The sequence below is a fragment of the Micromonospora sp. C31 genome (genome assembly GCF_018070575.1).
In the GTDB taxonomy this organism is placed as follows: domain Bacteria; phylum Actinomycetota; class Actinomycetes; order Mycobacteriales; family Micromonosporaceae; genus Micromonospora.
The window spans coordinates 249,918-276,223 of sequence record NZ_JAGPXN010000006.1 but is presented as its reverse complement, the minus strand read 5'-3'; the positions used below and the strand labels follow the sequence as shown (position 1 = coordinate 276,223).

General features: G+C 74.1%; 23 protein-coding genes and 1 pseudogene. 15 read left to right on the top strand and 9 right to left on the bottom strand.

The window, feature by feature from the left end; genetic code table 11:
- The first annotated feature begins 189 nt into the window (after window positions 1-189).
- Complete coding sequence (locus KBX06_RS11350) at window positions 190-1,515, top strand: MATE family efflux transporter (protein ID WP_210834423.1); 1,326 nt, start codon at window positions 190-192, stop codon at window positions 1,513-1,515.
- 31 nt (window positions 1,516-1,546) lie between these two features.
- On the opposite strand, the gene KBX06_RS11345 is transcribed toward KBX06_RS11350, so the two are convergent.
- Window positions 1,547-2,542: a hypothetical protein gene (locus KBX06_RS11345; RefSeq protein ID WP_210834422.1), complete on the bottom strand. Its 996-nt coding sequence runs from the start codon at window positions 2,540-2,542 to the stop codon at window positions 1,547-1,549.
- Window positions 2,543-2,776: 234 nt separating this feature from the next.
- On the opposite strand from KBX06_RS11345, the gene truB reads away from it, so the two are divergent.
- The 7 genes from truB (at window position 2,777) to KBX06_RS11310 (ending at window position 10,715) form a co-directional block, all read left to right on the top strand.
- Window positions 2,777-3,661: a tRNA pseudouridine(55) synthase TruB gene (truB, locus tag KBX06_RS11340; RefSeq protein ID WP_307854587.1), complete on the top strand. Its 885-nt coding sequence runs from the start codon at window positions 2,777-2,779 to the stop codon at window positions 3,659-3,661.
- A gap of 57 nt (window positions 3,662-3,718) precedes the next feature.
- Window positions 3,719-4,648 carry a bifunctional riboflavin kinase/FAD synthetase gene (locus KBX06_RS11335; RefSeq protein WP_210834420.1) on the top strand — a complete coding sequence of 310 codons (930 nt, stop codon included), beginning with the start codon at window positions 3,719-3,721 and terminating at the stop codon, window positions 4,646-4,648.
- Between the two features lie 225 nt (window positions 4,649-4,873).
- A complete protein-coding gene (gene rpsO / locus KBX06_RS11330) occupies window positions 4,874-5,143 on the top strand; it encodes a 30S ribosomal protein S15 (protein ID WP_043962418.1) in 270 nt (89 codons plus the stop codon).
- A 226-nt stretch (window positions 5,144-5,369) separates the two neighbouring features.
- On the top strand, window positions 5,370-7,754 hold the full coding sequence (locus tag KBX06_RS11325; RefSeq protein WP_210834419.1) for a polyribonucleotide nucleotidyltransferase: 2,385 nt from the start codon (window positions 5,370-5,372) through the stop codon (window positions 7,752-7,754).
- A gap of 49 nt (window positions 7,755-7,803) precedes the next feature.
- Window positions 7,804-9,228 carry a pitrilysin family protein gene (locus tag KBX06_RS11320; RefSeq protein ID WP_210834418.1) on the top strand — a complete coding sequence of 475 codons (1,425 nt, stop codon included), beginning with the start codon at window positions 7,804-7,806 and terminating at the stop codon, window positions 9,226-9,228.
- Between the two features lie 171 nt (window positions 9,229-9,399).
- Window positions 9,400-10,173: a 4-hydroxy-tetrahydrodipicolinate reductase gene (gene dapB, locus KBX06_RS11315; protein WP_210834417.1), complete on the top strand. Its 774-nt coding sequence runs from the start codon at window positions 9,400-9,402 to the stop codon at window positions 10,171-10,173.
- 47 nt (window positions 10,174-10,220) lie between these two features.
- Window positions 10,221-10,715: a GNAT family N-acetyltransferase gene (locus KBX06_RS11310; RefSeq protein WP_210834416.1), complete on the top strand. Its 495-nt coding sequence runs from the start codon at window positions 10,221-10,223 to the stop codon at window positions 10,713-10,715.
- A gap of 4 nt (window positions 10,716-10,719) precedes the next feature.
- Here the strand turns inward: KBX06_RS11310 and KBX06_RS11305 are convergent, their stop codons facing one another.
- Entirely contained in the window at window positions 10,720-11,100 is a 381-nt protein-coding gene (locus tag KBX06_RS11305) for a VOC family protein (RefSeq protein WP_210834415.1), read from the bottom strand.
- A 242-nt stretch (window positions 11,101-11,342) separates the two neighbouring features.
- A pseudogene (locus KBX06_RS11300) lies at window positions 11,343-11,930 on the bottom strand (N-acetyltransferase family protein); the annotation flags it as partial.
- Window positions 11,931-11,965: 35 nt separating this feature from the next.
- Here KBX06_RS11300 and KBX06_RS11295 point away from each other — a divergent pair.
- Window positions 11,966-13,303: a glycosyltransferase 87 family protein gene (locus KBX06_RS11295; protein ID WP_210834414.1), complete on the top strand. Its 1,338-nt coding sequence runs from the start codon at window positions 11,966-11,968 to the stop codon at window positions 13,301-13,303.
- On the opposite strand, the gene KBX06_RS11290 is transcribed toward KBX06_RS11295, so the two are convergent.
- Window positions 13,202-13,753, bottom strand: coding sequence for a GNAT family N-acetyltransferase (locus tag KBX06_RS11290; protein ID WP_210834413.1), 552 nt, complete (start codon window positions 13,751-13,753; stop codon window positions 13,202-13,204). The two genes, KBX06_RS11295 and KBX06_RS11290, sit on opposite strands and share 102 nt — an antisense overlap.
- Before the next feature lie 78 nt (window positions 13,754-13,831).
- Here KBX06_RS11290 and KBX06_RS11285 point away from each other — a divergent pair, with 78 nt between their 5' ends.
- The 5 genes from KBX06_RS11285 (at window position 13,832) to KBX06_RS11265 (ending at window position 19,782) form a co-directional block, all read left to right on the top strand.
- Window positions 13,832-15,061: a winged helix-turn-helix domain-containing protein gene (locus tag KBX06_RS11285; RefSeq protein WP_210834412.1), complete on the top strand. Its 1,230-nt coding sequence runs from the start codon at window positions 13,832-13,834 to the stop codon at window positions 15,059-15,061.
- On the top strand, window positions 15,058-15,720 hold the full coding sequence (locus KBX06_RS11280) for a DUF2752 domain-containing protein (protein ID WP_374225614.1): 663 nt from the start codon (window positions 15,058-15,060) through the stop codon (window positions 15,718-15,720). The genes KBX06_RS11285 and KBX06_RS11280 overlap by 4 nt, the downstream gene beginning before the upstream one ends.
- A gap of 603 nt (window positions 15,721-16,323) precedes the next feature.
- Window positions 16,324-17,061 carry an FAD-dependent thymidylate synthase gene (thyX, locus tag KBX06_RS11275; RefSeq protein ID WP_210834439.1) on the top strand — a complete coding sequence of 246 codons (738 nt, stop codon included), beginning with the start codon at window positions 16,324-16,326 and terminating at the stop codon, window positions 17,059-17,061.
- Between the two features lie 53 nt (window positions 17,062-17,114).
- A complete protein-coding gene (dapA, locus tag KBX06_RS11270; protein ID WP_210834411.1) occupies window positions 17,115-18,041 on the top strand; it encodes a 4-hydroxy-tetrahydrodipicolinate synthase in 927 nt (308 codons plus the stop codon).
- 52 nt (window positions 18,042-18,093) lie between these two features.
- Complete coding sequence (locus tag KBX06_RS11265) at window positions 18,094-19,782, top strand: ribonuclease J (RefSeq protein WP_210834410.1); 1,689 nt, start codon at window positions 18,094-18,096, stop codon at window positions 19,780-19,782.
- Between the two features lie 75 nt (window positions 19,783-19,857).
- Here KBX06_RS11265 and KBX06_RS11260 read toward each other — a convergent pair whose 3' ends face one another.
- The 3 genes from KBX06_RS11260 to KBX06_RS11250 form a co-directional block, all read right to left on the bottom strand.
- Complete coding sequence (locus KBX06_RS11260) at window positions 19,858-20,691, bottom strand: isocitrate lyase/phosphoenolpyruvate mutase family protein (RefSeq protein ID WP_210834409.1); 834 nt, start codon at window positions 20,689-20,691, stop codon at window positions 19,858-19,860.
- Between the two features lie 72 nt (window positions 20,692-20,763).
- Complete coding sequence (locus KBX06_RS11255; protein ID WP_307854581.1) at window positions 20,764-22,416, bottom strand: YbjN domain-containing protein; 1,653 nt, start codon at window positions 22,414-22,416, stop codon at window positions 20,764-20,766.
- Entirely contained in the window at window positions 22,413-22,892 is a 480-nt protein-coding gene (locus KBX06_RS11250) for a YbjN domain-containing protein (protein WP_210834408.1), read from the bottom strand. The genes KBX06_RS11255 and KBX06_RS11250 overlap by 4 nt, the downstream gene beginning before the upstream one ends.
- 114 nt (window positions 22,893-23,006) lie before the next feature.
- Between KBX06_RS11250 and KBX06_RS11245 the strand changes: the two genes are divergently transcribed.
- Window positions 23,007-25,457, top strand: a complete 2,451-nt coding sequence (locus tag KBX06_RS11245; RefSeq protein WP_210834407.1) for a DNA translocase FtsK — start codon at window positions 23,007-23,009, stop codon at window positions 25,455-25,457.
- Between the two features lie 179 nt (window positions 25,458-25,636).
- Here KBX06_RS11245 and KBX06_RS11240 read toward each other — a convergent pair whose 3' ends face one another.
- Together KBX06_RS11240 and KBX06_RS11235 are read right to left on the bottom strand one after the other, a co-directional pair.
- Window positions 25,637-25,882: a hypothetical protein gene (locus tag KBX06_RS11240; RefSeq protein WP_210834406.1), complete on the bottom strand. Its 246-nt coding sequence runs from the start codon at window positions 25,880-25,882 to the stop codon at window positions 25,637-25,639.
- A gap of 87 nt (window positions 25,883-25,969) precedes the next feature.
- Window positions 25,970-26,284 (bottom strand): multidrug efflux SMR transporter, encoded by a 315-nt coding sequence (locus KBX06_RS11235; protein WP_210834405.1) that lies wholly within the window; start codon window positions 26,282-26,284, stop codon window positions 25,970-25,972.
- Window positions 26,285-26,306: the final 22 nt, after the last annotated feature.

Here is a 26,306-nt window from a genome sequence, read left to right as displayed (position 1 = left end):
CCCCCCCCCCCCCCCGCCCCCCCCCCCCCCCCCCCCCGCCCGTCACCTGCTGCCCACCCGCCGGCCGGGTGGAATCTCCGCCCGCTGTCCGCTGACCCGGTCGAGAACGCTGGACCTGGACGGGCTGGCGTTAGGTAAGCGATCGGCCAGCTTGCGGCCCTTACTTCGGCCGTGCCAGGATCGGCGGCGATGAGCCAATCCGTCGTCCTCGGACCCAGGGCCGCCGCGCCCCGCCGGATCGCCGCGCTGGCCCTGCCGGCGCTGGTGGTGCTGGCCGCCGAACCGCTCTACGTGCTCGTGGACACGGCGGTGGTCGGGCATCTCGGTCGGGTGCCGCTGGCCGCCCTCGCCGTCGGCGGGACGGTGCTGACGCTCATCGCCTGGCTCGGCGCCGTCGTCGCGTACGGCACCACGGGGCGCTCGGCCCGCCGCTTCGGGGCGGGTGACAGGGCGTCCGCCGTCGCCGAGGGCGTCCAGTCGTCGTGGCTCGCCCTCGGGGTGGGGGTGCTGGTCGCGCTCGGCATGCAGGTCGGTGGCGGGGCGCTGGCGCGTACCCTCGCCGGCGGCCCCGGCGAGGTGGCCGACGCCGCCGCGCAGTGGCTGCGGGTCGCGGCGCTCGGCGCGCCCGGCCTGCTGCTCGCCGCCGCCGGCAACGGCTGGCTGCGTGGCGTGCAGGACATGCGCCGCCCGCTCGTGTACGTGCTCGGGCCGAACCTGCTCTCCGCCGTGCTCTGCCCGCTGCTGGTCTACCCGGTCGGGCTGGGCCTGGTCGGCTCCGCCGTGGCCAACGTGGTCGCCCAGACCATCTGCGGGGCGCTCTTCGCCGGGGCGTTGATCGCCGAACGGGTGTCGCTGCGGCCCCGGCCCCGGCTCATCGGGCAGCAGTTGGCGCTGAGCCGCGACCTGCTGATCCGGGGCGTCGCGTTCCAGGCCAGCTTCCTCTCCGCCACCGCCGTCGCCGCCCGCTTCGGGGCCGCCGCCGTGGGCGCGCACCAGATCGCCCTGCAACTGTGGTTCTTCACCGCCATGGTGCTCGACGCGCTCGCCATCGCCGCCCAGTCGCTGGTCGGCGCCGCCCTCGGCGCCGGCGAGGACGCCGCCGCACGGGATCTGGCACGCCGGATCGGGCTGCTCGGCGGTGTCTGCGGCGTGGCGTTCGCCGTGCTCATCGCCGCCGGCGCCGGCGTGGTGCCCGGCTGGTTCAGCTCCGATCCGCAGGTACGCGACCAGGCCATGCTCGCCTGGCCGTGGTTCGTGGCGATGCAGCCGCTGGCCGGTGTGGTGTTCGCCCTCGACGGCGTGCTGATCGGTGCCGGGGACGTCCGCTACCTGCGCAACCTCACGATCGTGGCCGCGCTCGGCGGCTTCCTGCCGGCCATCTGGGTGGCGTACGGGCTCGGCCTCGGCCTCGGCGGCATCTGGGCGGGGCTCACGCTGTTCGTGGTGATCCGGCTGGCCGCCCTGCTGCTGCGGCTGCGCTCGGGGGCCTGGGCCGTGGTCGGCGCCGTGCGGTGAGCCTCGGCGCCGTCCGGCGCCCCGATCCGGCTCAGCAGGTGTCTTCGACGTCCAGCGAACGATCGGGGTCGAACATCGCGTCCGGGTCCTCCGTCTCGACCGGCAGGCCCAGATCCGGGGCGCCGAGCCCCAGCAGACCCTTGTCGAACGACACGCAGTCCATGTTCGAGGCGTACGAGTCGGCCTCGAGGAGCCAGAGCCCGACGGATCCCTGCTCGACGTCGTCGGGATGCGGCACGTGCCAACGCACGGTGTCGTGGACGACCACCACTCCGGCGCCCGGAGTCAGGTCGCGGGTGCGGAACGCGTACGCCCAGACGAAGTTGGTGGTGACCTCCAGCACCCGGATGCCTTCGCTGTCCCGGGTCGCCCGGTAGGTGACCCGCCCCTTGACCCGGGGCTGGTCGTCGGTCAGCCGGGCACCCGGAGCCAGCCGCGTGGCGTAGGAGGCGAAGGAGCCGTCGCGGAAGTCCGCCCGCATCTCCGACCGGGTGTCCGGGGCGAACATCCCCACGAACCGGTCCAGCTCGTCGCCGGCCATGAACTTGCGGTCCAGCCGGGCGAGCAGCATCGCCGCGCGGACGTCGGCGAGGGCCGCCGTCACCTCGGCGGCGCTGAACACGCCCGTCCGCCGGGCGGGCGGCAGCGTGATCCCGGCCGCCCCCTCGGCGAAGGCTGCCGCCGGGGTGCCCGCGAAGATGTCGGCCGGCGGCGCCGGCCTCGCGTCGGTCAGGGCGGAGACGCCCGGCGGCGGGCTGGTCGTCGGGTAGCTGCGCGGCGCCTCCCCCGCCCGCCGCCACAGGTCGAGCCACCCCACGCCCAGCAGGAGGACGAGGACCAGCCCGGCGCCGACCACGGCGGAGACCGCCCGGGTGTGGTCCTGCCAGAACAGGCGCAGTCGTGCCAGCCCGCCGACGGGATGCGTCTGTTCGGGCTGGCGCAGCCACTGCGGGACCCGTACCGGTTCGTCGTCGGGGGCCGGCCGGCCCGGCGGGGACGGCTCGTCCACCGGCTGGTGACTGGTCATCGTCGTGTCCTTGGGTGCGCGGTCCGGCGAGGGCGCATGATCTTCGCATCCGGTCGCCCGGAACGTGGTCCCGCGTACCCCGCCCGCCGTAGTCCCGCCCGAGTGGCTGACGGCGCATCGGCCGACCATCGGAGGTGGACTCCCGCCGCCGCGCGGGCGGAACGCGACTCCGGTGCGGCGCAGGACGCACGGTGGCGGCGGGCGCTCCGGCCCCGTCTGGCAGGCTTGGGTGTCGTGAGCACAGACGGTCTGATCGTGGTCGACAAGCCCGGCGGCATGACGTCGCACGACGTGGTGGCGCGCATCCGCCGGTTGGCGCGGACCCGCCGGGTGGGGCACGGCGGCACCCTCGACCCGATGGCGACCGGCGTCCTGGTGATCGGGGTCGGGCGGGCCACCCGCCTGCTCACCTACGTGATCGGCGCGCACAAGAGCTACGCCGCCACCGTCCGGCTCGGCCAGGCCACCGTCACCGACGACGCCGAGGGCGACGTGCTCGCCACCACCCCGGCCGGGCAGGTCACCGACGAGGCGATCCGGTCCGCGCTCGCCGTGCTGACCGGGGAGATCGACCAGGTGCCGAGCGCGGTCAGCGCCATCAAGGTCGACGGGCAGCGGGCGTACAAGCGGGTACGCGATGGGGAGAGCGTCGAGCTGCCCGCCCGCCGGGTCACCGTGTCCCGGCTGGAGCTGCTGGCGGTGCGCCGCGACGCGCCGGACGTCGTGGACGTGGACATCGACGTGACCTGCTCCTCCGGGACGTACATCCGGGCGATCGCCCGGGACGCGGGCCTGGCGCTCGGGGTGGGCGGGCACCTGACGGCGCTGCGCCGTACCGCCGTCGGGAACTTCGCCCTCGCGGAGGCCGCCACCCTCGACGAGCTGGAGCAGCGCGCCCCCGAGGTGGTGAACCTGCCGCTGGCCGCGGCGGCCGACCGGTTCTTCCCGCGCCGCGACGCCGGCGCCGACGAGGCGAAGGTGCTCTCCCACGGCGGGCCGCTCGACCCGGCGGGGATCGCCGGCCCCTACGCGGTCTTCGGCCCCGACGGCGGGTTGATCGCTATCGTCAGCGAGCGGGACGGCCGGGCCCGCGCGGAGATCGTGCTCGCCCCCGCCTGACGGGGGCGAAGGAGCGGCGGTCGGCGCGGGCCGCCGCAGAGGCAGGGGAGGAGCGGCATGCAGCGGTGGCGGGGGTACGACGCGACGCCCGGTGGCTGGGGGCGGTCGGTCGTCACCATTGGCGTCTTCGACGGCGTGCACAAGGGGCACCAGGCGACCATCGGGCACGCCGTTTCCCGGGCGCGCGAGCTGGGCGTGCAGTCGGTGGTGGTCACCTTCGACCCGCACCCGGCCGAGGTGGTGCGCCCCGGCTCGCACCCGGCGGTGCTCACCGAGACCGCCCGCAAGGCGGAGCTGATCGAGGCGCTCGGGGTGGACGTGCTCTGCGTGGTGCCGTTCACCCCGGAGTTCTCCCGGCTGCCCGCCGAGGCGTTCGTGCACGACATCCTGGTCGAGCACCTGCACGCCGCCCTGGTGGTGGTGGGGGAGAACTTCCGCTTCGGGCACAAGGCCGCCGGTGACGTGGCGCTGCTGGAGCGGCTCGGGCGCACCTTCGGCTTCGCCGTGGAGGCGCCCCCGCTGGTCGCCGAGGCGGGCACGGTCTACTCCTCCACGTACATCCGCTCCTGCGTCGACGCCGGGGACGTGACGGCCGCCGCCGCCGCGCTCGGCCGCCCGCACCGGGTGGAGGGCGTGGTGGTCCGCGGCGACCAGCGGGGCCGCGAGCTGGGTTTCCCCACCGCCAACCTGCTCTGCCACCGGTACGCGGCGATCCCCGCCGACGGCGTCTACGCCGCCCGGCTGGTGCGCCGGGGCCACCCCGAGCCCCTGGCGGCGGCGGTGTCGGTGGGCACCAACCCGACGTTCTCCGGGCGGGAGCGGCGGGTGGAGGCGTACGTGCTCGACTTCACCGGCGACCTGTACGGCGAGCGGCTGGCGCTGGACTTCGTGGCGCACCTGCGCGGGCAGGTCCGCTACGACGCGATCGAGCCGCTGATCGCCCAGATGGGGCAGGACGTCGAACGGACCCGGCGCGCCCTCGACTGACCGCGTCGCGGCCCTCGACTGACCGCGTCGCGGCCCTCGACTGACCGCGTCGCGGCCCTTGACAGGCCGCGGCCCGGCCGGGCTGGTAGTCTGGCGGGGACGTCGGCTGACCGACGTGGGGCCTCGCGTGCCTGCACGACGCCGCGGGTGCGAGGTACCGGTCCGTTTCCGGTCCACTGACCGAGCCGACGGACATCATCGAACAACCCACGAAACAGGGAGAACATGGCGCTCGACCAGGAAGCCAAGGCCAAGATCCGCGCGGAGTACGCGACCGCCGAGGGCGACACCGGTTCGCCGGAGGTGCAGGTCGCTGTCCTCACCAAGCGGATCGCCGAGCTGACCGAGCACCTCAAGGTGCACAAGCACGACCACCACAGCCGCCGTGGGCTGCTGCTGCTGGTCGGCCGTCGCCGGCGGCTGCTCAACTACGTCCAGAAGAAGGACATCAACCGCTACCGGTCGCTCATCGAGCGGCTCGGTCTGCGCCGGTGACGTGACGGGGGAGTGGCCCGACCGGGTCGCTCCCCCGCTCCGCCACCACACGAAAACCGGGCCGCGCGACCACCCGAAAAGGGAGCCGGTCAGCGTACCGGTCTCCGGTAGTGGCCCCCGGGCACCCCGGCATCGCGCCGGCCACCCGGGCGCTTCGATCGAAGACCGGCCGTCTGAGCAGCTCCCCGCGTCGTGGGCCCCCGATGCGAAGGAGCACGACAGCACCATGACCGAGACCAACCTCGGCACCGAATCCCGCACCGCCGTGATCGACAACGGGTCCTTCGGCACCCGTGAGATCACCTTCTCCACCGGCCGGCTGGCCCGTCAGGCCGCCGGCTCCGTCGTCGCCCAGCTCGGCGAGACGGTCGTCCTGTCCGCCACCACCGCCGGCAAGCAGCCGAAGGAGCAGTTCGACTTCTTCCCGCTGACCGTCGACGTCGAGGAGCGGATGTACGCCGCGGGCCGTATCCCCGGCTCGTTCTTCCGCCGCGAGGGCCGCCCCAGCGAGGACGCGATCCTCACCTGCCGGCTGATCGACCGCCCGCTGCGCCCGTCGTTCGTCAAGGGCCTGCGCAACGAGGTCCAGGTCGTGGAGACCATCCTCGCGCTCGACCCGCAGCACCCCTACGACGTCGTGGCGATCAACGCCGCCTCGATGTCGACCAAGCTCTCCGGCCTGCCGTTCTCCGGCCCGATCGGGGCGACCCGGGTCGCGCACGTCGACGGCCAGTGGGTCGCCTTCCCGACGCTGGAGGAGCTGGCCCGGGCCACCTTCGACATGGTCGTGGCCGGCCGCTCGCTGCCGGACGGCGACGTCGCGATCATGATGGTCGAGGCCGAGGCGACGCCGAACGCCGTGACCCTGATCGCGGGCGGCGCGACCGCGCCGACCGAGGAGATCGTGGCCAGCGGCCTGGAGGCCGCGAAGCCGGCGATCCGCGAGCTGTGCCGCGCGCAGGCCGAGCTGGCCGAGGTGGCCGCCAAGCCGGTCACGGAGTTCCCGGTCTTCCTGGACTATCAGGACGACGTCTACGCGGCGGTGGCCGACGTGGCCCGCGCCGAGGTCACCGAGGCTCTCCAGATCGCCGGCAAGGCCGACCGCGAGGAGGCCCTCGACCGGATCAAGGCCAAGGTCGCCGAGGAGCTCGGCGGTCGCTTCGAGGGCCGGGAGAAGGAGCTCAGCGCCGCCTTCCGGTCGCTCACCAAGTCCGAGGTGCGCAACCGGGTGCTGCGCGAGCAGGTCCGCATCGACGGCCGCGGCCCGCGTGACATCCGCCCGCTGACCGCCGAGGTCGGCGTGCTGCCCCGGGTGCACGGTTCGGCGCTGTTCGAGCGTGGCGAGACCCAGATCCTGGGCGTCACCACGCTGAACATGCTCCGCATGGAGCAGATGGTGGACACGCTGTCCCCGGAGAACCGCAAGCGCTACATGCACAACTACAACTTCCCGCCGTACTCGACCGGTGAGACCGGCCGGGTCGGCTCGCCGAAGCGGCGCGAGATCGGCCACGGCGCACTCGCCGAGCGGGCGCTGATCCCGGTGCTGCCGTCGCGCGAGGAGTTCCCGTACGCCATCCGGCAGGTCTCCGAGGCGCTCGGCTCCAACGGCTCCACCTCGATGGGCTCGGTCTGCGCCTCGACGCTGGGCCTGCTCTCCGCCGGTGTGCCGCTGAAGGCGCCGGTGGCCGGCATCGCCATGGGCCTCATCTCCGACGAGGTCGACGGCAAGACCCAGTACGTGACGCTGACCGACATCCTCGGTGCCGAGGACGCGTTCGGTGACATGGACTTCAAGGTCGCCGGCACGCCGGAGTTCGTCACCGCGCTCCAGCTCGACACCAAGCTCAACGGCATCCCGTCGGACGTGCTGGCCGCCGCGCTGCAGCAGGCGTACGAGGCCCGGCAGACCATCCTCGGCGTGATGCAGGCGGCGATCGAGAGCCCGGCCGAGATGTCGGAGTACGCCCCGCGGGTCACCACCGTCAAGATCCCGGTCGACAAGATCGGCATGGTCATCGGCCCGAAGGGGCAGACCATCAACGCGATCCAGGACGAGACCGGCGCCGAGATCTCCATCGAGGACGACGGCACGATCTACGTCGGCGCCACCAACGGCCCGTCGGCCCAGGCGGCGGTGGACCGGATCAACGGCATCGCCAACCCGACCCTGCCGAAGGCCGGGGAGCGGTTCCTCGGCACGGTGGTCAAGACCGCCGCGTTCGGCGCGTTCGTCTCGCTGCTGCCGGGCCGCGACGGCCTGCTGCACATCTCCAAGGTGGGCGACGGCAAGCGGGTCGAGCGGGTCGAGGACTTCCTCAACGTCGGCGACCGGGTCGAGGTCGAGATCGCGGACATCGACGCCCGCGGCAAGATCTACCTGGACAAGGTCCGCCCGGAGGGCGCCGAGGCGCCGGCCGCCGGCGAGGCCGCCGGTGGCGAGCGGCCGGCCGGCCGGGACCGGGACGACCGGGGCCCGCGCGACCGGGGCGACCGTGAGCGTGGCGGCGACCGGGGCGGTCGTGGCCCGGGTGGCGGCGAGCGCGGCGAGGGTGGCGGCGAGGGTGGCGAGGGCGGCGAGCGTCCGCGCCGCCGCACCCGACGCAGCTGACCCTTCGCACCATCGCATCACCCACCCCTCGTCGATCTGGGAGCAACACGTGAGCCGGGCCGTCAGCGTGCCGTTTCCGCCGGATCGACGGGGGGTGGCGTCCGTTCCGGGCCCCGCAGGGGCCTCCCACGGGAATACCGGGGCGGCCCGCTCCGGCGGCGCCGTCCGGGCGGTGACCCGCACCATCAGCGACGACCCGCTGGGCGGCACGGTACGCCGTACCGTGCTGCCCAGCGGGCTGCGCGTGCTCACCGAGGCGATCCCGGCGATGCGCAGCGTCTCGTTCGGCGTCTGGGTCGCGGTCGGCTCCCGGGACGAGACCGGGCCGCAGGCCGGCGCGGCGCACTTCCTGGAGCACCTGCTCTTCAAGGGCACCAACAAGCGCAGCGCGCTGGAGATCTCCGCGGAGATCGAGGCGGTGGGCGGCGAGACCAACGCCTTCACCACCAAGGAATACACCTGCTACTACGCCCGCGTGCTGGACGAGGACCTGCCGCTGGCCATCGACGTCATGTGCGACGCGGTCGCCGACTCGCTGCTGGAGCCGGCCGACGTGGAGACCGAGCGGGGCGTGATCCTCGAGGAGATCGCCATGCACGACGACGAGCCCGGCGACGAGGTGCACGACCTCTTCGCCCGGGCCGCCTACGGCGACCACCCGCTGGGCCGGCTGATCTCCGGCACCGAGGAGACCGTCACGCCGATGACCCGGCGGCAGATCCAGGGCTTCTACCGCCGCCACTACACCCCGCCGCGGATCGTCGTCGCCGCCGCCGGCAACCTCGACCACGCCACGGTGGTCAAGCTGGTCCGCCAGGCGCTGCGCGGCACCCCGCTGGACACCGACCCGGCGACGCCCGCCCCGCACCGGTCGGCCACCCCGGCCGTACGCACCAAGCCCGCCACCACCCTGGTGGAGCCGAAGGAGACCGAGCAGGCGCACGTCATCCTCGGCTGCCCCGGCATCGACCGGCTCGACGAGCGGCGCTTCGCCCTGGGCGTGCTCAACAACATCCTCGGCGGCGGCATGTCGAGCCGGCTGTTCCAGGAGATCCGCGAGCGGCGGGGCCTCGCCTACTCGGTCTACTCCTACGCCAGCCAGTACGCCGACAGCGGCCTCTTCGCCGTCTACGCCGGCTGCGCCCCGGGCAAGGTCGACGAGGTGCTGGAGCTGACCCGGGCGGAGCTGGCCCGGGTGGCCGCCGACGGCCTGACCGAGGCCGAGGTGGCCCGCGGCAAGGGGATGAGCAAGGGCTCGTTCGTGCTGGGCCTGGAGGACACGGGCTCGCGGATGAGCCGGCTGGCCAAGGGCGAGCTGCTCTACGGCCACCTGATGCCGGTCGACGAGCTGCTCGGCCGGGTCGACGCGGTCACCGTGGCCGACGTCAACACCCTGGCCGCCGAGCTGCTGAGCCGGCCGATGTCGCTGGCCGTGGTCGGCCCGTTCGGCGCGGGCGACTTCGCCACCCGCTGACCCGTCCCGCACTCCTGCCGGGCACCGGTCGGCCCGGATGGTGCGTACCGGCGGCTGACGGTCGGTCCGGGTGGGCGGGTGCCGGCGGCTGGCGGTTGGCACGAAGGGTGTCTCCCGGCGGCTGACGGTCCGCTCGGATGCGCGCGTCCCGATTGGGATAGGTTGTGCCCCGTGACTGACGAGCAGGAGAAGAGCCCGGACGAGCTGATCCGGGTCGGCGTGCTGGGCGCCCGGGGGCGCATGGGCGTCGAGGTGTGCCGGGCCGTGGACGCCGCCGCCGACATGGAACTCGTGGCCATGGTCGACCAGGGCGACGGCCTCTTCGCCGCGTCCGACGCCGGGGCCGAGGTGGTCGTCGACTTCACCACCCCGGACGTCGTCATGGACCACCTGCACTGGTGCATCGACCAGGGCATCAACGCCGTCGTCGGCACCACCGGCTTCACCGAGCAGCGGCTGGAGCGGGTGCGCGGCTGGCTGGCCCACAAGCCCGAGGTGGGCGTGGTGATCGCCCCCAACTTCGGCATCGGCGCGGTGCTGATGATGCAGTTCGCCGCCCGCGCCGCCCGGCACTTCGAGTCGGTCGAGATCGTCGAGCAGCACCACCCCCGCAAGCTGGACGCCCCCAGCGGCACCGCCACGCACACCGCGCGGCTGGTCGCGGCGGCCCGCGCCGAGGCGGGGCTCGGCCCGGCGCCGGATGCCACGAAGGACGAGGTAGCGGGCGCCCGGGGTGCCGACATCGACGGGGTGCGCGTGCACGCCGTGCGCGCCACCGGTCTCGTCGCCCACCAGGAGGTGCTCTTCGGCACCCTGGGGGAGACGTTGACCATCCGGCACGACTCGTACGACCGGGTCTCGTTCATGCCCGGCGTGCTGCTGGCCGTCCGCGCGGTCCGCACCCGGCCCGGCCTGACCGTCGGCCTGGACGCCCTGCTCGACTGACGGGCAAACCCGTCGCGGCGGCACCCAGGCGGCCCTAGGCTGCCCGGGTGATCGATTCTGGACTCGCCGACCGCGCCGGACGCCGGGTCACCCTGCGCCCGGTCGACGACGACAACTGGCGGGCGGTGGCCGACGTCGCGCCGCGCGACGAGCAGCGCAGGTGGGTCGCGGCGCTGGCCGCCCGCTACCTGCTGCTGACCATGCGCTCCGACGTGTGGACCTCGCTGGCGGTGTACGCGGACGAGACCGTCGCGGGGCACCTGATGTGGGGCGTCGACGACGACGGTTCCCGCTGGATCGGTGGCATGGTGATCGACGCGGCCGAGCAGGACCGCGGCGTCGGCCGGGCGGCCGTGCGCACCCTGGCCGGGTGGCTGGGCGGCCAGGACGGCGGCCACCCCGTCCGGCTCTCCTACCACCCCGACAACGCCCAGGCCGCCCGCCTCTACACGAGCCTCGGCTTCGTGCCCACCGGGGCGATGGAGGACGACGAGGTGGTCGTCGAACTCCTTGCGCCCACCCAGGGCCCGCCGCGCGCCTGACGGGTCAGTCTTCCTCGATCACCGACAGGATGTTGCCGGCCGGGTCGGTGAACCACGCGATGGTCGGCCCGTTGCCGCGCATGACGCCCCGCTCGTCCTGGGGCATCCCGGGGTAACGCGCGAACCGGACCCCGCGCGCCGTCAGCTCGTCGACGGCCCGGTCGACGTCGTCGACAGGGAAGTTGAGCACCGTGTAGGCCGCCGGGGTGTGGTCTGCCTTCGGATAGACCATGACGTCCCGGCCACCGGCGAGGTGCAGCGTCAGCAGGCCGCCCATGGCGTCGTCCCGCGACACCCGCAGACCCAGCGTGTCGTTGTAGAACCGCTCGGCCCGCCCGGGGTCGTCCACCGCGAAACTGCTCCACGCCATCGTGTCCGTGAACATGTGGTGCCTCCCTGTCGTGGACGCCGTCACCGCGACCATGGGGTCACCGTAGGCGACGCCCCTGACGGTGTCCGGCGGAACGCCGGCACCGTCGGGTCGGGAGGCACGGGTAGGTGCGACCGCCCCCGCAACGCCCGGCCCGGTGCGCTGCGGGCCCGTGACACCCGGCCCGGTCAGTCCCCGGAGGTCGCCGGCGACGGCGGCGACCCACCCGGCGGCAGGTCCGGCAGGGTCGCCTCGGCGGGCGTCGCGTCCGCCGGGTCCGCGTCCACCGGCACCGCCACGTGCAGGCGCACCTGCCCGACGAGCATGTCCTCCACGTCCAGCGCGCGGGCCGCGCCGTCGGGCTCCCAGCCGGTGCTGGTGAGGAACTTGCGGGTCGCCGCGTCGCCGTCGAAGGCCCACGCCAGCGCGCGGGTGAACCCGTCGGCGCGCCACAGGTCGACGGTCGCGGCGAGCAGTCGGCTGCCGTGCCCCCGCCGGCCCCAGCGCGGCTCCACGAGCAGGTCCGTCACGGCGGCGACGTCCGGCCCGAGGACCTCCGCCGGCTCGCCCGGCGCGAGTGCCTCGGCGTCGGCCGGACCGGAGGCGGCGAACCCCACCAGATACGATTGCTCGGCCTGTTCGACGGCGACCAGCACCCGATGGGCGCCGGAGGGCGGCTCCTGCACGGCAGCGCTCCACCGCCGGGCGAGCCACGCCTCGTCCAGGTTGTCGAGCACGTGCCGGGGCAGGATCCGGCGGTAGGCGACCCGCCAGGTCGCGAGTTGGATGCGTGCGATCTCGCCGGCGTCTTCCGGACGCGCCGGGCGGACGTACCCGAGAGCCATGGGACGCAAGCCTACGCAGGGCGATGGAGGCGATGGTGGCGCAGGGTCCCCGACGGACGATCCGGCAGGTCGTCGCCGTCGTCGCGCTGGCCGTCGCGGTGACCGCCTTCCTCTCCGTCGCGGCCGTCCGGCACGGCTTCTTCGACCTCAAGGTCTACTACGGCGCGCTGACCTGGTGGGTGCACGACGGCGGGGAGATCTACGACTTCCTGAAGCCCGGCACCCAGTACGGCTTCACCTACCCGCCGTTCGCCGCGCTGGTCATGCTGCCGATGGCCTACCTGCCGTGGTCGGCGGCGATCGCGGTCAGCGTGGCCGCCAGCGTGGTGGTCACCGTCGTGCTGTTCTGGTGGCTGGTCGACCCGATCTCCCGCCGGTCGGGCTGGACCCGCTGGTTCGCCCTCGCCGTGGCGCTCTGCCTGGCCGCCGCCTACGAACCGATGCGCGAGACGGTCAACTTCGGCCAGGTCAACATGCTGCTGCTCTTCCTGGTCGCGATCGACCTGCTCCGGCTGCTGCCGGCGGGCAGCCGGTGGGCCGGCGTGGGCATCGGACTGGCCACCGCGATCAAGCTGACCCCGGGCATCTTCATCGTCTATCTGCTGGTCACCGGCCGCCGGCGGGCCGCGGTCACCTCGATGGCCGCCGCGGCCGGCACGACGCTGCTGGCCGCCGCGCTCTTCCCCGACGCCTCGCGGGAGTTCTGGACCGAGGCGCTGTGGAACACCGGCCGCGTGGGTGAACTGGCGTTCGTCTCCAACCAGTCGCTGCGCGGCGTGGTCGCCCGGCTGAATCCGGAACACCCGAGCACCCTGGCCTGGCTGGCGCTGGTGCTCGCCACCCTGGCGCTGTGGGGCTGGCGTTCCCGCGCGGCCGTGGCCGCCGGCGACGAGGCGACCGGCCTCGCGCTGACCGGCGCGGTGATGTGCCTGGTCAGCCCGGTCACCTGGGTGCACCACCTGGTCTGGCTGCTGCCCGCGCTGATCCTGCTGGTGGACAACGCAATGGCCGCGCCCGTCGACAGCCGTCGGCGCCGCGTCCTGCTGGGCGCCGCGATCGTCGGGTACGGCTTCCTGATCAGCCGGATCGTCTGGGCCTGGGAGAAGGACTTCACCGGGCTCGACGGCTTCCTCGGCAGCAACACCTACGTCTGGATCAGTCTGGCGCTGCTGGCGTTCCTGCCCATCCGTCGCCGGGGCGACGCCGGCCGGGTCAGCCACCGCCGGGGCGACGCCGGTCCGGTCAGCCGCCGCTGGGCGGTGCCGGCCGGGTCAGCCGTCGAGGCGCCCGGCGTACCGCAGCTCGACCAGCCCGACCGGGGGGCGGCCACCGGCCAACGGAACCGGATAGGTCGAGCGTTCACCGTCCGGTGACAGCCCGGCCCGCGCGTAGAACCGGCGGGCCCGGTGGTTGGCCTCCAGCACCCAGAGCCGGTAGTCCGACCAGCCCCGCGCGACCAGCCCGGCCCGTGCGGCGGCCAACAGCGCCCGCGCCGTGCCGTCGCCCCAACGGGTCGGCTCGACGTACATCGCCAGCACCTCGCCGTGCGCGGCGTCGAGGTCGCCCCGGTCCTGGTCGTTGCGGTACGGGCCGAACGTGGTGAACCCGGCCAGCGCCCCGTCGACCTCGGCGAGCAGGGTGGTGAACGGGTGCTCCGGGTCGGCGGTGCCGAGGTCGCGGCGGCGCTGGGCCCAGGCCGTGACGTTGAGCCGCCGCAGCACCTCCTCGGGCATGATCCCGGCATAGCCGGCCTGCCAGCCGTGGATGTGCACCCGGGCGACCGCCTCGGCGTCGTCGGGCTCCTCGCGGCGGATCGTGAGCATGCGTCCGTTCTATGCCCCGACGGGTGATCGGTCCAGCGTCCGCACCGGTGTCGTACGTCTGGATTAGGGTCCCCGACGATGGCCGCACCGGAATCGCTCTCGCTCGCCCAGGCCCGCCGGGTGGCGCTCGCCGCCCAGGGCTTCGCCGACCCCGCGCCCACCGGGGCGCCCACCCGCCGGCACCTGCGTCGGGTGCTCGACCGGGTCGGGCTGATCCAGATGGACTCGGTCAACGTGCTGCAACGGGCGCACTACCTGCCGCTCTACAGCCGCCTCGGGCCCTACCCGACGTCGCTGCTCGACGTCGCCGCCTACCGCCGCCCCCGGGAGCTGTTCGAATACTGGGGGCACGAGGCGTCGCTGGTGCCCGTCGGTCTACACCCCGCGCTGCGCTGGCGGATGGCCCGGGCGCGCTCGGAGGCCTGGGGCGGGATGCGGCGCATCGTCGAGGAACAGCCCGGCCTGGTCGCCTGGGTCCGCGACGAGGTGGCCGCCCGGGGGCCGCTCACGGCCGCCGACATCGAGCACGACGCGCCCCGGGAGACCGGCAACTGGGGGTGGAACTGGTCGGCGGTGAAGCGGGCGCTGGAGTTCCTGTTCTGGGCGGGCGAGGTGACGGCCGCCGACCGCACCACGTCGTTCGCCCGCCGCTACGACCTGCCGGAGCGGGTGCTGCCGGCCGCGGTGCTCGACGCGCCCACGCCGACCGACGCGGAGGCCCACCGCGCGCTGGTGGGCATCGCCGCGCGCTCGCTCGGGGTGGCCGCCGAGCCGGAACTGCGCGACTACTTCCGGCTGCCGGTGGCTGGTGCCCGGCAGGCCATCGCCGAACTGGTCGAGGCGGGTGAGCTGCTGCCGGTCGCCGTGCAGGGCTGGCGACGGCCCGCCTGGTTGCACGCCGGGGCGCGACTGCCCCGCTGGGTGCGCGGCAACACCCTGGTCAGCCCGTTCGACCCGCTGGTCTGGGAGCGGGCCCGCACCGAGCGGCTCTTCGACTTCAGCTACCGCATCGAGATCTACGTGCCGGCGCCGCAGCGGGTGCACGGCTACTACGTGCTGCCCTTCCTCCAGGGTGAGCGGTTCACCGCCCGGGTCGACCTCAAGGCCGACCGGAAGGCGGGCGTGCTGCTGGTGCCGGCCGCGTGGGGCGAGCCCGGCGTCGACCGGGGGGAGACCGCGTTGGCGCTCGCCGCCGAGCTGCACCGCCTCGCCGGCTGGCTGGGGCTGGACGCGGTGGCGCCGCCCGCCGCCGGTGACCTGGCCGTCCCGCTGGCCGCCGCGCTGGCGGGCGTGGCCGGTGTACGGTGAGCGACGTGACGAGCGTTGACGGACCGGCCTCCCCGCCGCATCCGAGGGGCGGGCTCGACGCCCCACCCCAGGCGGGTCCGGCAGCACCGGCCGGCGGATGGCCCACGGACCAGGCTGCGTCCCACCCCGGGTCGCCCCATCTGGAGTCGTCCCACCCCGGGGCGCCCCATCCGGGTCCGCCCTATCCGGGTCCGCCCTACCCGGTGGCCGAGCCGGATCGGCTCACCCGGTTCGTCGTCCGCCTCTACGAGCGCTCACCGCGCTGGGCCGTGCCGTTGGCCGCGCTCGGCTGCGTCGCCGCCGGCATCGGCTACGCGCTGATCAGCGATCCCACCCGCTCGGCGCCGGACGCCGCGCCGACCTGCCTGCTCAAGCTGACCACCGGGCTGGACTGTCCGGGCTGTGGCGGCACCCGCGCGCTCTGGTACGTGCTGCACGCCGACCTGCCCGCCGCCGCCCGGCACCACTTTCTCTTCGTCTTCGCGCTGCCCTTCCTGGCTTACCTCTTCGTCGCCTGGGCGGGCCGGCAGGCGTTCGGCTGGCGGCTGCCCGAGCTGCGGATCAGCTCCCGGGCGATCGGCGTCTTCCTGGCCGCCTGGCTGGCCTTCTCGATCCTGCGCAACCTGCCCTGGGCACCCTTCACCTCCCTCTACGTCTGACCCCGCCGGCCGGTCTGACCCCGCCGGCCGGTCTGACCCCTCCGGCGGTTCGGCGCCTCCGCCTGCGGCCCCGGACGGCCGCCACGTCGAGATGCCGAGCGAGTCGGTCGAGCACCGCGTCTCGCGGCCGTGGTCCCCCGCCGCGCGGGTCGCCAGCTCCGCCGCTGTCGAGCTGCCCCGTGTGTGGGACCGCGGGTGGTGTGGGTGGGCTTGCCGGGTGTCGAGCTGCCCCGTGTGCGGACCGCGGGCGTTGCCAGTGGTGGTTTGCCGGGTCTCGAGCTGCCCCGTCGGGACCCGAGCCAGGTGGCGCCGCCGGTCCGGGGCGCTGGATCGTGGTTGCCCTCATGCACGGGGCAGCTCGACAGCGACACCGGGCCGCATGCCGGCTGGTGGCGTCCGCCCGCCGCATGCCGGCCGGTGGCGCCCGCCCGCCGGTATCCGGACGGCGAGGGCGGCGGGGTGCGAGCTGCACCGAGATCTTGGACACCCGCCGACCAGATGAACCCGCGCACGGCCAGAAGTCGCAGCTCAACGACCGTTCGGCCCGTGAGCCCAACGTTCTCCCGCGACCGCCGGGCCGCTACAGTCCCAGGAATGCCGGAGATGGTGCAGCCCCAGGTCAAGCTCGTCGCGTGGACCCACTTCGAGGCACCCGACGAGGTGCCGTGGTCGACCGACGCCGAGGGCGGCCAGGCGCTCGCGGAGTTCGCCGGCCGGGCCTGCTACCAGAGCTGGAAGAAGCCGAACCCGGCCACCGCCACCAACGCGGGCTATCTCGCGCACATCCTGGAGGTCGGCCACCTGAGCGTGCTGGAGCACGGCTCGGTCAGCTTCTACTTCAGCGGGGTGTCGCGCTCCTTCACCCACGAGCTGATCCGGCACCGGCACTTCTCGTACTCCCAGCTCTCCCAGCGGTACGTGCCCGAGCGTGACGCCGCCATGGTCGAGCCCTCGGTGATCGCCGACGACCCGGAGCTGCACAAGAAGTTCGTGGCGGCCGCCGAGGCGAGCGTGCGCGCGTACAACGAGTTGCTGGAGGGGCTGGAGCGGCGCTTCGCCGACGTGGAGAACGCCACGCTGCGGCGCAAGCAGGCCCGCCAGGCGGCCCGTGCCGTCCTGCCCAACGCCACCGAGACCCGCATCGTGGTGACCGGCAACTACCGGGCCTGGCGGCACTTCATCGCCATGCGCGCGACGGAGCACGCCGACGTGGAGATCCGTGAGCTGGCGGTGGAGTGTCTGCGGCAGCTCCAACGGGTCGCCCCGAACGTCTTCGCCGACTTCGCCATCTCGACCCTGACCGACGGCACCGAGGTCGCGGCCAGCCCGCACGCCGAGTGAGTCCTGAGGGCTTCCCCGACGGGGCGCCGGTGGTCGTCCGCTAGGTTGGTGGCATGACGCACGACCACCCTGACACGCCCGCCCGGGCGGTGTCCCGCCCCTTCGGGCGAGTGCTCACGGCCATGGTGACCCCGTTCACCGCCGACGGGTCGCTCGACCTCGACGGCGCCGCGCAGCTCGCCAGCTACCTGGTGGACGAGCAGGGCAACGACGCGCTGGTGGTCAACGGCACCACCGGCGAGTCGCCGACCACCACCGACGCGGAGAAGGAACAGCTGATCCGGGCCGTGGTGGAGGCCGTCGGTGAGCGCGCCAAGGTCGTGGCCGGGGTCGGCACCAACGACACCCGGCACACCATCGAGCTCTGCACGGCCGCCGAGAAGGCGGGCGCCCACGGCCTGCTCGTGGTCACCCCCTACTACAACAGGCCGCCGCAGAGCGGCCTGCTGCGGCACTTCACCGCCGTCGCGGACGCCACCGGCCTGCCGGTGATGCTCTACGACATCCCGCACCGGGCGGGCGTGCCGATCGCCACCGAGACGATGGTGCGCCTGGCCGAGCACGGCCGGATCGTCGCGGTGAAGGACGCCAAGGGCGACCTGACCGCCACGAGTTGGGTCACCAGCCGGACGAACCTCGCCTTCTACAGTGGCGAGGATTCACTCACCCTGCCCGCGCTGGCCGTGGGCGGCGTCGGTGTGGTCGGCACCTCGACCCACTTCACCGGCGCGCTCACCAGACAGATGATCGAGGCGTACGACGCGGGGGACACCGCCACCGCGCTGAGCCTGCACCGGCGGCTGCTGCCGCTGTACACCGGCATCTTCCGTACCCAGGGCGTGATCCTGGTGAAGGCGGGCCTGGCGGCCGCCGGGAAGCCCGCCGGACCGGTGCGTTCGCCGCTGGTCGACGCGACCGACGACGAGATCGCCCAGCTCCGCGCCGACAGCGCGGCGGCGGGCCTGGAACTGCCCGAATGACCGAACGACACGACGGACGCCGAGTGACGGCGTCGCAGAATGAGGTGGACGCGTGACCGAGGCGCACTTCGAGACGGAACTGCCCCCGCCGCTGCCGGAGGGTGGGCTGCGGATCATCCCGCTCGGCGGGCTCGGTGCCATCGGTCGCAACATGACCGTCTTCGAGTACGACGGCAAGCTGCTGGTGGTCGACTGCGGGGTGCTCTTCCCCGACGTGGAGCAGCCCGGGGTCGACCTGATCCTGCCCGACTTCGGTCCGATCCTGGACCGGCTCGACGACGTCCAGGCGATCGTGCTGACCCACGGCCACGAGGACCACATCGGCGCGGTGCCCTACCTGCTCGCGCACAAGCCCGACATCCCGCTGGTCGGCTCCCAGTTCACCCTCGCCCTGGTCGAGGCGAAGCTGGCCGAGCGGCGGATCCAGCCCTACACGCTGACCGTACGGGAGGGGGGCCGGGAGCGGCTCGGCCCGTTCGAGTGCGAGTTCTTCGCGGTCAACCACTCGATCCCCGACGCGCTCGCGGTGGCCATCCGCACGCCCGCCGGCCTGGTGCTGCACACCGGCGACTTCAAGATGGACCAGTTGCCGCTGGACGGCCGGATCACCGACCTGGCCGGGTTCGCCCGGCTCGGCGCCGAGGGCGTGGACCTGCTGCTCTCGGACTCCACCAACGCGGAGATCCCCGGCTTCGTCACCCCCGAGCGGGAGATCGGGCCGGTGCTCGACTCGATCTTCGCGAAGGCCAAGGGGCGGATCATCGTCGCGTCGTTCGCCTCGCACGTGCACCGCGTGCAGCAGGTCTTCGACTCCGCCGCCGAGCACGGCCGCAAGGTCGCCCTCATCGGCCGTTCCATGGTCCGCAACATGGGCATCGCCCGTGACCTGGGGCTGCTCAACATCCCGGCCGGGCTGGTCGTCGGGCTGGAAGAGGCGACGAACATGCCGCCCGAGCAGATCGTGCTGATGTCCACCGGCTCGCAGGGCGAGCCGATGAGCGCCCTCGGCCGGATGGCCAGCGGCGACCACCGGCACATCACCATCGCCCCCGGCGACACGGTGGTGCTCGCCTCGTCGCTGGTGCCCGGCAACGAGACCTCGGTCTACCGGGTGATCAACCGGCTCGCCCGGGCCGGCGCCGTCGTGGTGCACAAGGACGTGGCCAAGGTGCACGTCTCCGGTCACGCCCCCGCCGGTGAGCTGCTCTACCTGCTCAACGTGGTCCGTCCCAGCAACCTGATGCCGGTGCACGGCGAGTGGCGGCACCTGCGCGCGCACGCCCGGCTCGGCATCGAGTCCGGCGTCGCCCCCGACCGGGTGGTGCTCTGCGAGGACGGCGACGTCGTCGACCTCGTCGAGGGCCGGGCCAGCCTGGTCGGGCACGTGAAGAGCCGCTACGTCTACGTCGACGGCCTCGCCGTCGGCGACGTCAGCGAGTCGCTGCTCACCGAGCGCCGCATCCTCGGCGACGGCGGGTTCATCGCCACCACCGTGGTGGTCGACTCGGTGACCGGCAAGGTGGTGGCCGGCCCGACCCTGTCGGCGAAGGGCTTCTCCGAGGACCCGGAGGCGTTCAACCCGGTGATCCCGCTGGTCACCGAGGCCCTGAATCGGGCCGCCTCCGACGGCATCACCGACCCGCACCAGCTCCAGCAGATCGTCCGGCGCACCGTGGGACGGTGGGTGAACGACGCGTACCGGCGTCGGCCCATGATCGTCCCCACCGTCGTCGAGGTCTGACCCGCACCGATGACGCCCGCCCGCACCCCGTGTGCCGGCGGGCGTCGTCGTGGGCACCGGACCGGCCTCCGCTGATCAGGCCAGCAGCGCGTTCAGCTCGGCGTAGCTGATCGCGCCGGCCAGCGAGTCGTACGACCCGGAGCGCAGCGCCTCCTCGGCGGCCCGCCGGACCAGCCCGTACGCGGCGCCGGCGACGGCCGAGCCGAGGCTGACCCGGGCCACCCCCAGCGCGGCCAGCGTGGCGACGGGCAGCCCACCCGGCCCGGCGAGCACGTTGACCGGCCCGTCGATCCCGGCGACCAGCGCGCCGATGGTCTCGGCGTCGCCGACGCCCGGCACGAAGATCCCGTCCGCGCCCGCCGCCCGGTACGCCTCCGCCCGGCGCAGCGTCTCCGTCAACCGGTCCGCCGGGTCGCCGACCGCCCGCAGGTAGACGTCGGTGCGGGCGTTGACGAAGAGCCGCACCCCCGCCTCGTCGGCGGCCTCCCGGGCCGCCCGGATCCGGGCGCACTGCTCGTCGACCGGCCGCAGCGCCGACGTCCCCGCCGCGGGGGCGTCCTCGATGTTCACACCGACCGCGCCGGCGGCCAGCACGCCGGCCACGGTGCGGGCCACCCCGGCCGGGTCGGCGGCGTACCCGCTCTCGATGTCCGCCGTGACGGGGACGGTCACGGCGGCGGCAACGCGGGCCACCACCGCCAGGGCGTGCTCCCGGTCCAGTTCGTCGCCGTCGGGAGCGCCCAGGCTCCACGCGACGCCGGCGCTGGTCGTGGCGACGGCCGCCGCGCCGCAGTCGGCCACGATCCGGGCGCTGGCCACGTCCCAGGCGTTGGGCAGGACGAGCGGTGTGCCAGGGCGGTGCAGGGAGCGCAGGAGCTGGGCGGCGTGCTGCTGGTGCGTCGTCGTCATGAGCACCAGTCCACCAGGGCGCGAGGAGATCGTCCGGCGGGTTTCGGACACCATCCGTGGGCCGCCGCCCGGTCAGGGCAGGGCGGCCACCGCGTCGGCGTACGCGACACCGGTCTGCACCGCCGCGTCGAGCAGGACCGCGAGCTGGGCCGGGGCCACCCCGTGCGCCAGGTCCGTGGCGACGTGACCGGCCAGCACCAGTTCGCCGTCCTGCTCGTGCACGTACGCCTTCGGCAGCAGCCGGTCGTGGTTCCAGGCGTTGCAGAAGGCGTACGCCTCCGTCAGCCGGTCGGCCGGCAGCCGGCGGCTCGCCACGGACCGGGCCTGGAGGATCTCGCCCCGCTCGCCGACCCGCCGGAACTGGATCAGCGCCTCGCCCCACCGGCCCGTCACGGCGCCGCGGTCGTCCACTTCGTAGCGGTCCCCGCGTCGGTCGAGGGCGGCGGTGACCATCGCCAGGCTCAGCGGGCGGGGTTCGTCATCCGGCGGCGGGGCCTCCTCGCCCGGCTCGTCGACGTCGTCGGGGTCGTCGTCGGGCGGCAGGGGCACCGGCGCGGCGGTCGGCCGCTCGGCCAGCCAGGACGCGATCCGGCCGGACTGGTGGCCGGTGCCGTTGCGGGCGTCGAAGCTGCCGGCCAGCGCGGTCGCCACCCCGAGCAGGGTGGCCCCCAGCGTGGCCACGTCGAGGTCGGCGGCCGGGCGCACCCCGTACGCCGGGCGGTGCAGCGTCCGGCCGCCGAGCCCCGCCTGGACGGCGCGGGCGCAGACCAGCGCCCCGGCGGCGGCGAACTCCATCGCCGACAGGTCGTCGTGCGGCCGGTCCAGCCTGGGCAGTTGCTCGGCGAGGACGTCGAGGCCCCGGGCGGGGTGCCCGGCCAGCGCACACCACCGCAGGTGCGCGGCGAGCAGCGGGAAGGCGGCCCGCTCCCGCCGGTGCCGCCGGTACGCCCGCACGTGGGCCTCGGCCGCCCGTTCCGGCTCCCCGGCCCGCAGCCAGGACAGCAGCCCGGCGGCCAGCGCCCGCTCCGGCTGCTCGGTGCAGTCGACGGCGCTGCCGGCGCTGTCGTCCGGCAGGACGGCCAGCGCGGTCCGGTGCTCGCCCCATCCGGCGAGCAGTTCCGCCCGTCGGGCCGCCGCGCAGTCCGGGCAGCCGCCGACCGGCCCCGGCTCGGCCGTCGACCAGCGGTCGTACCACCGTCGGGCGGTGGGCTCGTCGCCGAGGTGGTCGGCGATGCGGCAGCGCAGCTCGGCGAGGACCGCCGGATCGTCGACGGCGCGCGCGGCGAGATCGTCCAGCATGGCGCGGGCCTGGTCCAGTCCGACCCGTGGCGAGCCGAGCAGAGCTTCGACCGCGTACCGCCGGTGGCGCCGCAGCAGCTCGGCCTGGTCTCCCGCCAGCAGCTCGGGGCGGCGCTGGGCGGTGGCGAGGCAGCGGCGCAGCGGCTCGACCAGCCGCCACCGTTCCCCGTGCAGGAGGTACGCCTCGATCAGCGCGAGCCGCGCCGCCAGCGCCGTCCGGTCGTCGCCGGTGGCGTCGGCGTGCGCCGCGATCCGTTCCAGCTCGGTGCTGCGGGCCTCGCCGTCGGGGGTGTCGCGGGCGTCGGCGAGCGCGCCGGCCAGCGCGGCGTCGGGCTGCCGGCCCCCGCGCCGCAGCCCGCTCCACCAGCCGGGCAGCCCGAACGGGTCGAGGCCGCGGCCGGCCAGACCCCCGCCCTGACCCGTCACGTCACCACCCCGCCGGGCAGCCGGGCCACCTCGGTGGCGAGCTGGCAGCCGGTGGCGATGCCGCAGTCGAGCAGCTGGTCGAGCTGGTGCGCGGTGACGCCGTGTTCCAGATCGGTGATGACCTCGCCGCAGACCCGGGCCCGCCCGTCGTCCTCGACGTGCACGAAGGCCTTCGGCCAGAGCCGGTCGTGGTTCCACGCGTTGCAGAAGGCGTGCAGCGCCGGCACGTACTCGATGGGGAACGTCGGCGCGGTCAGGGTGCGGACCTGGAGCAGCTCCCCGGCGGCGCCGGGGCGCAGGAACCAGATCAGGCTGTCGGCCCAGCGGCCGACCAGGTCGCCGTCGCCGTCGACTTCGACGCGGTATCCCCGGCTGTGCAGTACGGCGGCGATCAGCTCGCCGGTCAGCGGCTCCAGCGCCCCCGGGTGTCCGGCCAGGGGGCCGTGCCGGCCGTCCTCGGTTCCCGGCGACGCCATGGGGGCATCCCTTCTGAGGCAGATATCACGTGACGCGGCGGGGCCCGCGCTGCGACACGCGGACACGACCCGGAAAGGCGGCGATCTGCCGGGTCACGCCATTAGGTTGATGCTATGGCGGGCCGTACCTCTCAGGCGAGCCGGCGGCGCGGCGCGTCGCCGCGTGGCACCACGAACAGTCGTGCCCGTCAGCCGGCGAAGAAGACCGGCCGTGCCGCGCCCCGGCGGCGGCCGGCGGCCCGGCCGGGTCCGGGGATGATCGTCGGGCAGGCGGCCCGCGCGCTGTGGATGGGGATGGCGCACGGCGTCGGCTGGGCGTTCCGGCAGGCTGGATCCGCCCGGGGGCTCGACCCGGAGCAGCGCCGCGACGGTGCGGGCCTGCTGGTGTTCGGCCTCGCCCTGCTCAGCGCGGTGGCCGTCTGGTTCTCCGGCGCCGGCCCGGTGGGCGCGCGGCTGGCCGACACCTTCCGACTCTTCCTCGGGGCGATCTCGGTCGTGGTGCCGGTGCTGCTGATGATCGGCGCCTGGCGGCTGATGCGTGAGCCCGTCGACCCCGAGCATCGCGGCCGTGGGCTGGTCGGCTGGACGTCCATGCTGGTCGCCACCGCCGCGATGCTGCACATCGGACAGGCCCCGGCCGATGCCGGCCAGCGCGACTTCGCCGGCGGCCTGATGGGCGCCGGCGTCGGCAGCCTCATGGAGCGGGCGGTCACCGCCTGGGTGGCCGTGCCGTTGCTGATCCTGCTGCTGGTCTTCGGCCTGCTGGTGGTCACCGCGACCCCGATCATGAAGGTCCCGGAGCGACTCGGTCTGCTGTTCGGCACCCGGACCGCCCCGCCGGACGGCGAGGAGGAGGCCGACGAGGCGCCCGCCAAGCCGGCACCCCGTAGGCGCCCGGCGAAGCGGGCCGCCCCGCCGCCGCTCGACCCGGAGGAGTTCGACGAGGACCTCGAGGGGGTGGACCTTCAGGACACCCTCGTGCTGCCCCGCAAGCCCCCGGGCCGGGTCCCGGCCAGCCGCAAGCCGGCCGAGCCGCCGGAGCACTCGCCCGCCCCGACCCGGGCCGAGCAGCTCGCGCTGACCGGGATGTCGGGCGACTACACGTTGCCGCCGGCGAACATACTCGGCAGCGGCGCGGCCCCGAAGACCCGGAGCAAGGCCAACGACGAGGTGATCGTCGCGCTCACCGGCGTCTTCGAGCAGTTCAACGTGGACGCCGCCGTCACCGGCTTCACCCGCGGGCCGACCGTCACCCGCTACGAGGTGGAACTCGGCCCGGGCGTCAAGGTCGAGCGGATCACCCAGCTCTCCCGCAACATCGCGTACGCGGTGAAGTCGCCGGACGTGCGGATCCTCAGCCCGATTCCGGGCAAGAGCGCGGTCGGGGTGGAGATCCCGAACACCGATCCGGAGAACGTGGCGCTCGGCGACGTGCTGCGCTCGCGGGCCGCGACCAGCGACCACCATCCGATGGTGGTGGCGCTCGGCAAGGACATCGAGGGCGGCTACGTGGTGGCCAACCTCGCCAAGATGCCGCACATCCTGATCGCCGGCGCGACCGGCGCCGGCAAGTCGTCCTGCCTGAACTCGCTGCTGGTGTCCATCCTCACCCGGGCCACCCCGGACGAGGTGCGGCTGCTGCTGATCGACCCGAAGCGGGTCGAGATGACCGGCTACGAGGGCATCCCGCACCTGGTCACCCCCATCGTGACCAACGCCAAGAAGGCGGCGGACTCGCTGGAGTGGGTCGTGCGCGAGATGGACATGCGCTACGACGACCTCGCCGCCAACGGGGTCCGGCACATCGACGACTTCAACCGCAAGGTCCGCAACGGCGAGATCAAGGCGCCGCCGGGCAGCGAGCGGGAGATGCGCCCGTACCCGTACCTGCTGGTGATCGTGGACGAGTTGGCGGACCTGATGATGGTCGCCCCCCGCGACGTGGAGGACTCGGTCGTCCGGATCACCCAGCTCGCCCGCGCGGCCGGCATCCACCTGGTGCTGGCCACCCAGCGCCCGTCGGTCGACGTGGTCACCGGCCTGATCAAGGCCAACGTGCCGTCGCGGCTGGCGTTCGCCACCTCCTCGCTCGCCGACTCCCGGGTCATCCTCGACCAGCCGGGCGCGGAGAAGCTGCTGGGCCGCGGCGACGGCCTGTTCCTGCCGATGGGCGCCTCGAAGCCGATCCGCATCCAGGGCGCCTGGGTGACCGAGCGAGAGATCGCCGACGTGGTGAAGTTCTGCAAGGACCAGCGCGAGCCGGAGTTCCGCCCGGACGTGCTCGTCGCGCCGGACGCCGGCAAGAAGAAGATCGACGAGGAGATCGGCGACGACCTCGACCTGCTGGTCCAGGCGGTCGAGCTGGTCGTCACCTCGCAGTTCGGCTCGACCTCGATGCTCCAGCGCAAGCTGCGGGTCGGCTTCGCCAAGGCGGGGCGGCTGATGGACCTCATGGAGACCCGGGGGGTCGTCGGGCCGTCGGAGGGCTCCAAGGCCCGTGACGTGCTGGTCAAGCCGGACGAGCTGGAGGAGGTCCTGCTGGGCCTGCGCGGCGGCGAGGAGTGACACCGGCCGTCGCGTGACTCGGCGCGAGCGGGCCCCGGGCCACCGCCGCGGACGCGCGGCGGCCGTGGCCGATCGTCGCCAGGCGAGGGCTGGGCTCAGGCGACCGTCCGGCAGGGGGCGCACAGGCGACGGGCCCGCCGGCACGCCGGCGGGCCCGGTCTCCGCCGGGGGAGCGGGGGTCAGTTGTTGATGATCGCGCTGACGATCAGCAGGCTGAGGATGATGGCGGCGACGTTGGCGGCGGCGGCGTACCAGCCGAGCGGCTTGTCGCCCAGCACGGCGCCGACGATGCCCAGGACGATCCCGATCACGCCGAAGACGAGTGGGCTGAGCAGGAGCGCGAGGACCGCGAACACGAAGGCCAGGATCGTGCAGATGCGGGCGGCGTTGGTGCGCGGGCGGGCGGTCGAGTGCATGTCGGCCATGTCTGCCTCCGTGGTTGAGAGCCGTTCGGTGCCAGGCACAGGTCTACCCACTGTGGTCCTCGGCCACGCCTCGCCCGGAGGCACCGGTCAGTGGAAGACCTTCAGACCGACGACGCCGGCGACCACCAGCAGCAGGCAGGCGATCCGCGGCAGACTGGCCGGCTCGTTCAGCGCCAGCATGCCGACCAGGGCGGTGCCGACCGCCCCGATGCCGACCCAGACGGCGTAGCCGGTGCCGACCGGGATCTCGCGCAGCGCGTACGCCAGCCCGGCCATGCTGAGCACCAGGGTCACCCCGAAGACCAGCGACGGGACGAGCCGGGTGAAGCCGGCGCTGCGGTCGAGGGCGATCGCCCACGCGGTCTCGAGAAGTCCGGAGATCACCAGCACGATCCAGGCCATGGCGGATCACCTCTGCGTCGGC

What these genes read in the sequence shown, in the direction of transcription:
- KBX06_RS11350 (WP_210834423.1), top strand. Translation starts at nt 190, where the DNA reads ATGAGCCAATCCGTCGTCCTCGGACCCAGGGCCGCCGCGCCCCGCCGG.
- KBX06_RS11260 (WP_210834409.1), bottom strand. Translation starts at nt 20,691, where the DNA reads ATGACGACGACGCACCAGCAGCACGCCGCCCAGCTCCTGCGCTCCCTG.
- KBX06_RS11290 (WP_210834413.1), bottom strand. Translation starts at nt 13,753, where the DNA reads ATGCTCACGATCCGCCGCGAGGAGCCCGACGACGCCGAGGCGGTCGCC.
- KBX06_RS11235 (WP_210834405.1), bottom strand. Translation starts at nt 26,284, where the DNA reads ATGGCCTGGATCGTGCTGGTGATCTCCGGACTTCTCGAGACCGCGTGG.
- KBX06_RS11250 (WP_210834408.1), bottom strand. Translation starts at nt 22,892, where the DNA reads ATGGCGTCGCCGGGAACCGAGGACGGCCGGCACGGCCCCCTGGCCGGA.
- KBX06_RS11245 (WP_210834407.1), top strand. Translation starts at nt 23,007, where the DNA reads ATGGCGGGCCGTACCTCTCAGGCGAGCCGGCGGCGCGGCGCGTCGCCG.
- KBX06_RS11305 (WP_210834415.1), bottom strand. Translation starts at nt 11,100, where the DNA reads ATGTTCACGGACACGATGGCGTGGAGCAGTTTCGCGGTGGACGACCCC.
- KBX06_RS11325 (WP_210834419.1), top strand. Translation starts at nt 5,370, where the DNA reads ATGACCGAGACCAACCTCGGCACCGAATCCCGCACCGCCGTGATCGAC.
- KBX06_RS11285 (WP_210834412.1), top strand. Translation starts at nt 13,832, where the DNA reads ATGGCCGCACCGGAATCGCTCTCGCTCGCCCAGGCCCGCCGGGTGGCG.
- KBX06_RS11240 (WP_210834406.1), bottom strand. Translation starts at nt 25,882, where the DNA reads ATGGCCGACATGCACTCGACCGCCCGCCCGCGCACCAACGCCGCCCGC.
- dapA (WP_210834411.1), top strand. Translation starts at nt 17,115, where the DNA reads ATGACGCACGACCACCCTGACACGCCCGCCCGGGCGGTGTCCCGCCCC.
- thyX (WP_210834439.1), top strand. Translation starts at nt 16,324, where the DNA reads ATGGTGCAGCCCCAGGTCAAGCTCGTCGCGTGGACCCACTTCGAGGCA.
- rpsO (WP_043962418.1), top strand. Translation starts at nt 4,874, where the DNA reads ATGGCGCTCGACCAGGAAGCCAAGGCCAAGATCCGCGCGGAGTACGCG.
- KBX06_RS11345 (WP_210834422.1), bottom strand. Translation starts at nt 2,542, where the DNA reads ATGACCAGTCACCAGCCGGTGGACGAGCCGTCCCCGCCGGGCCGGCCG.
- KBX06_RS11335 (WP_210834420.1), top strand. Translation starts at nt 3,719, where the DNA reads ATGCAGCGGTGGCGGGGGTACGACGCGACGCCCGGTGGCTGGGGGCGG.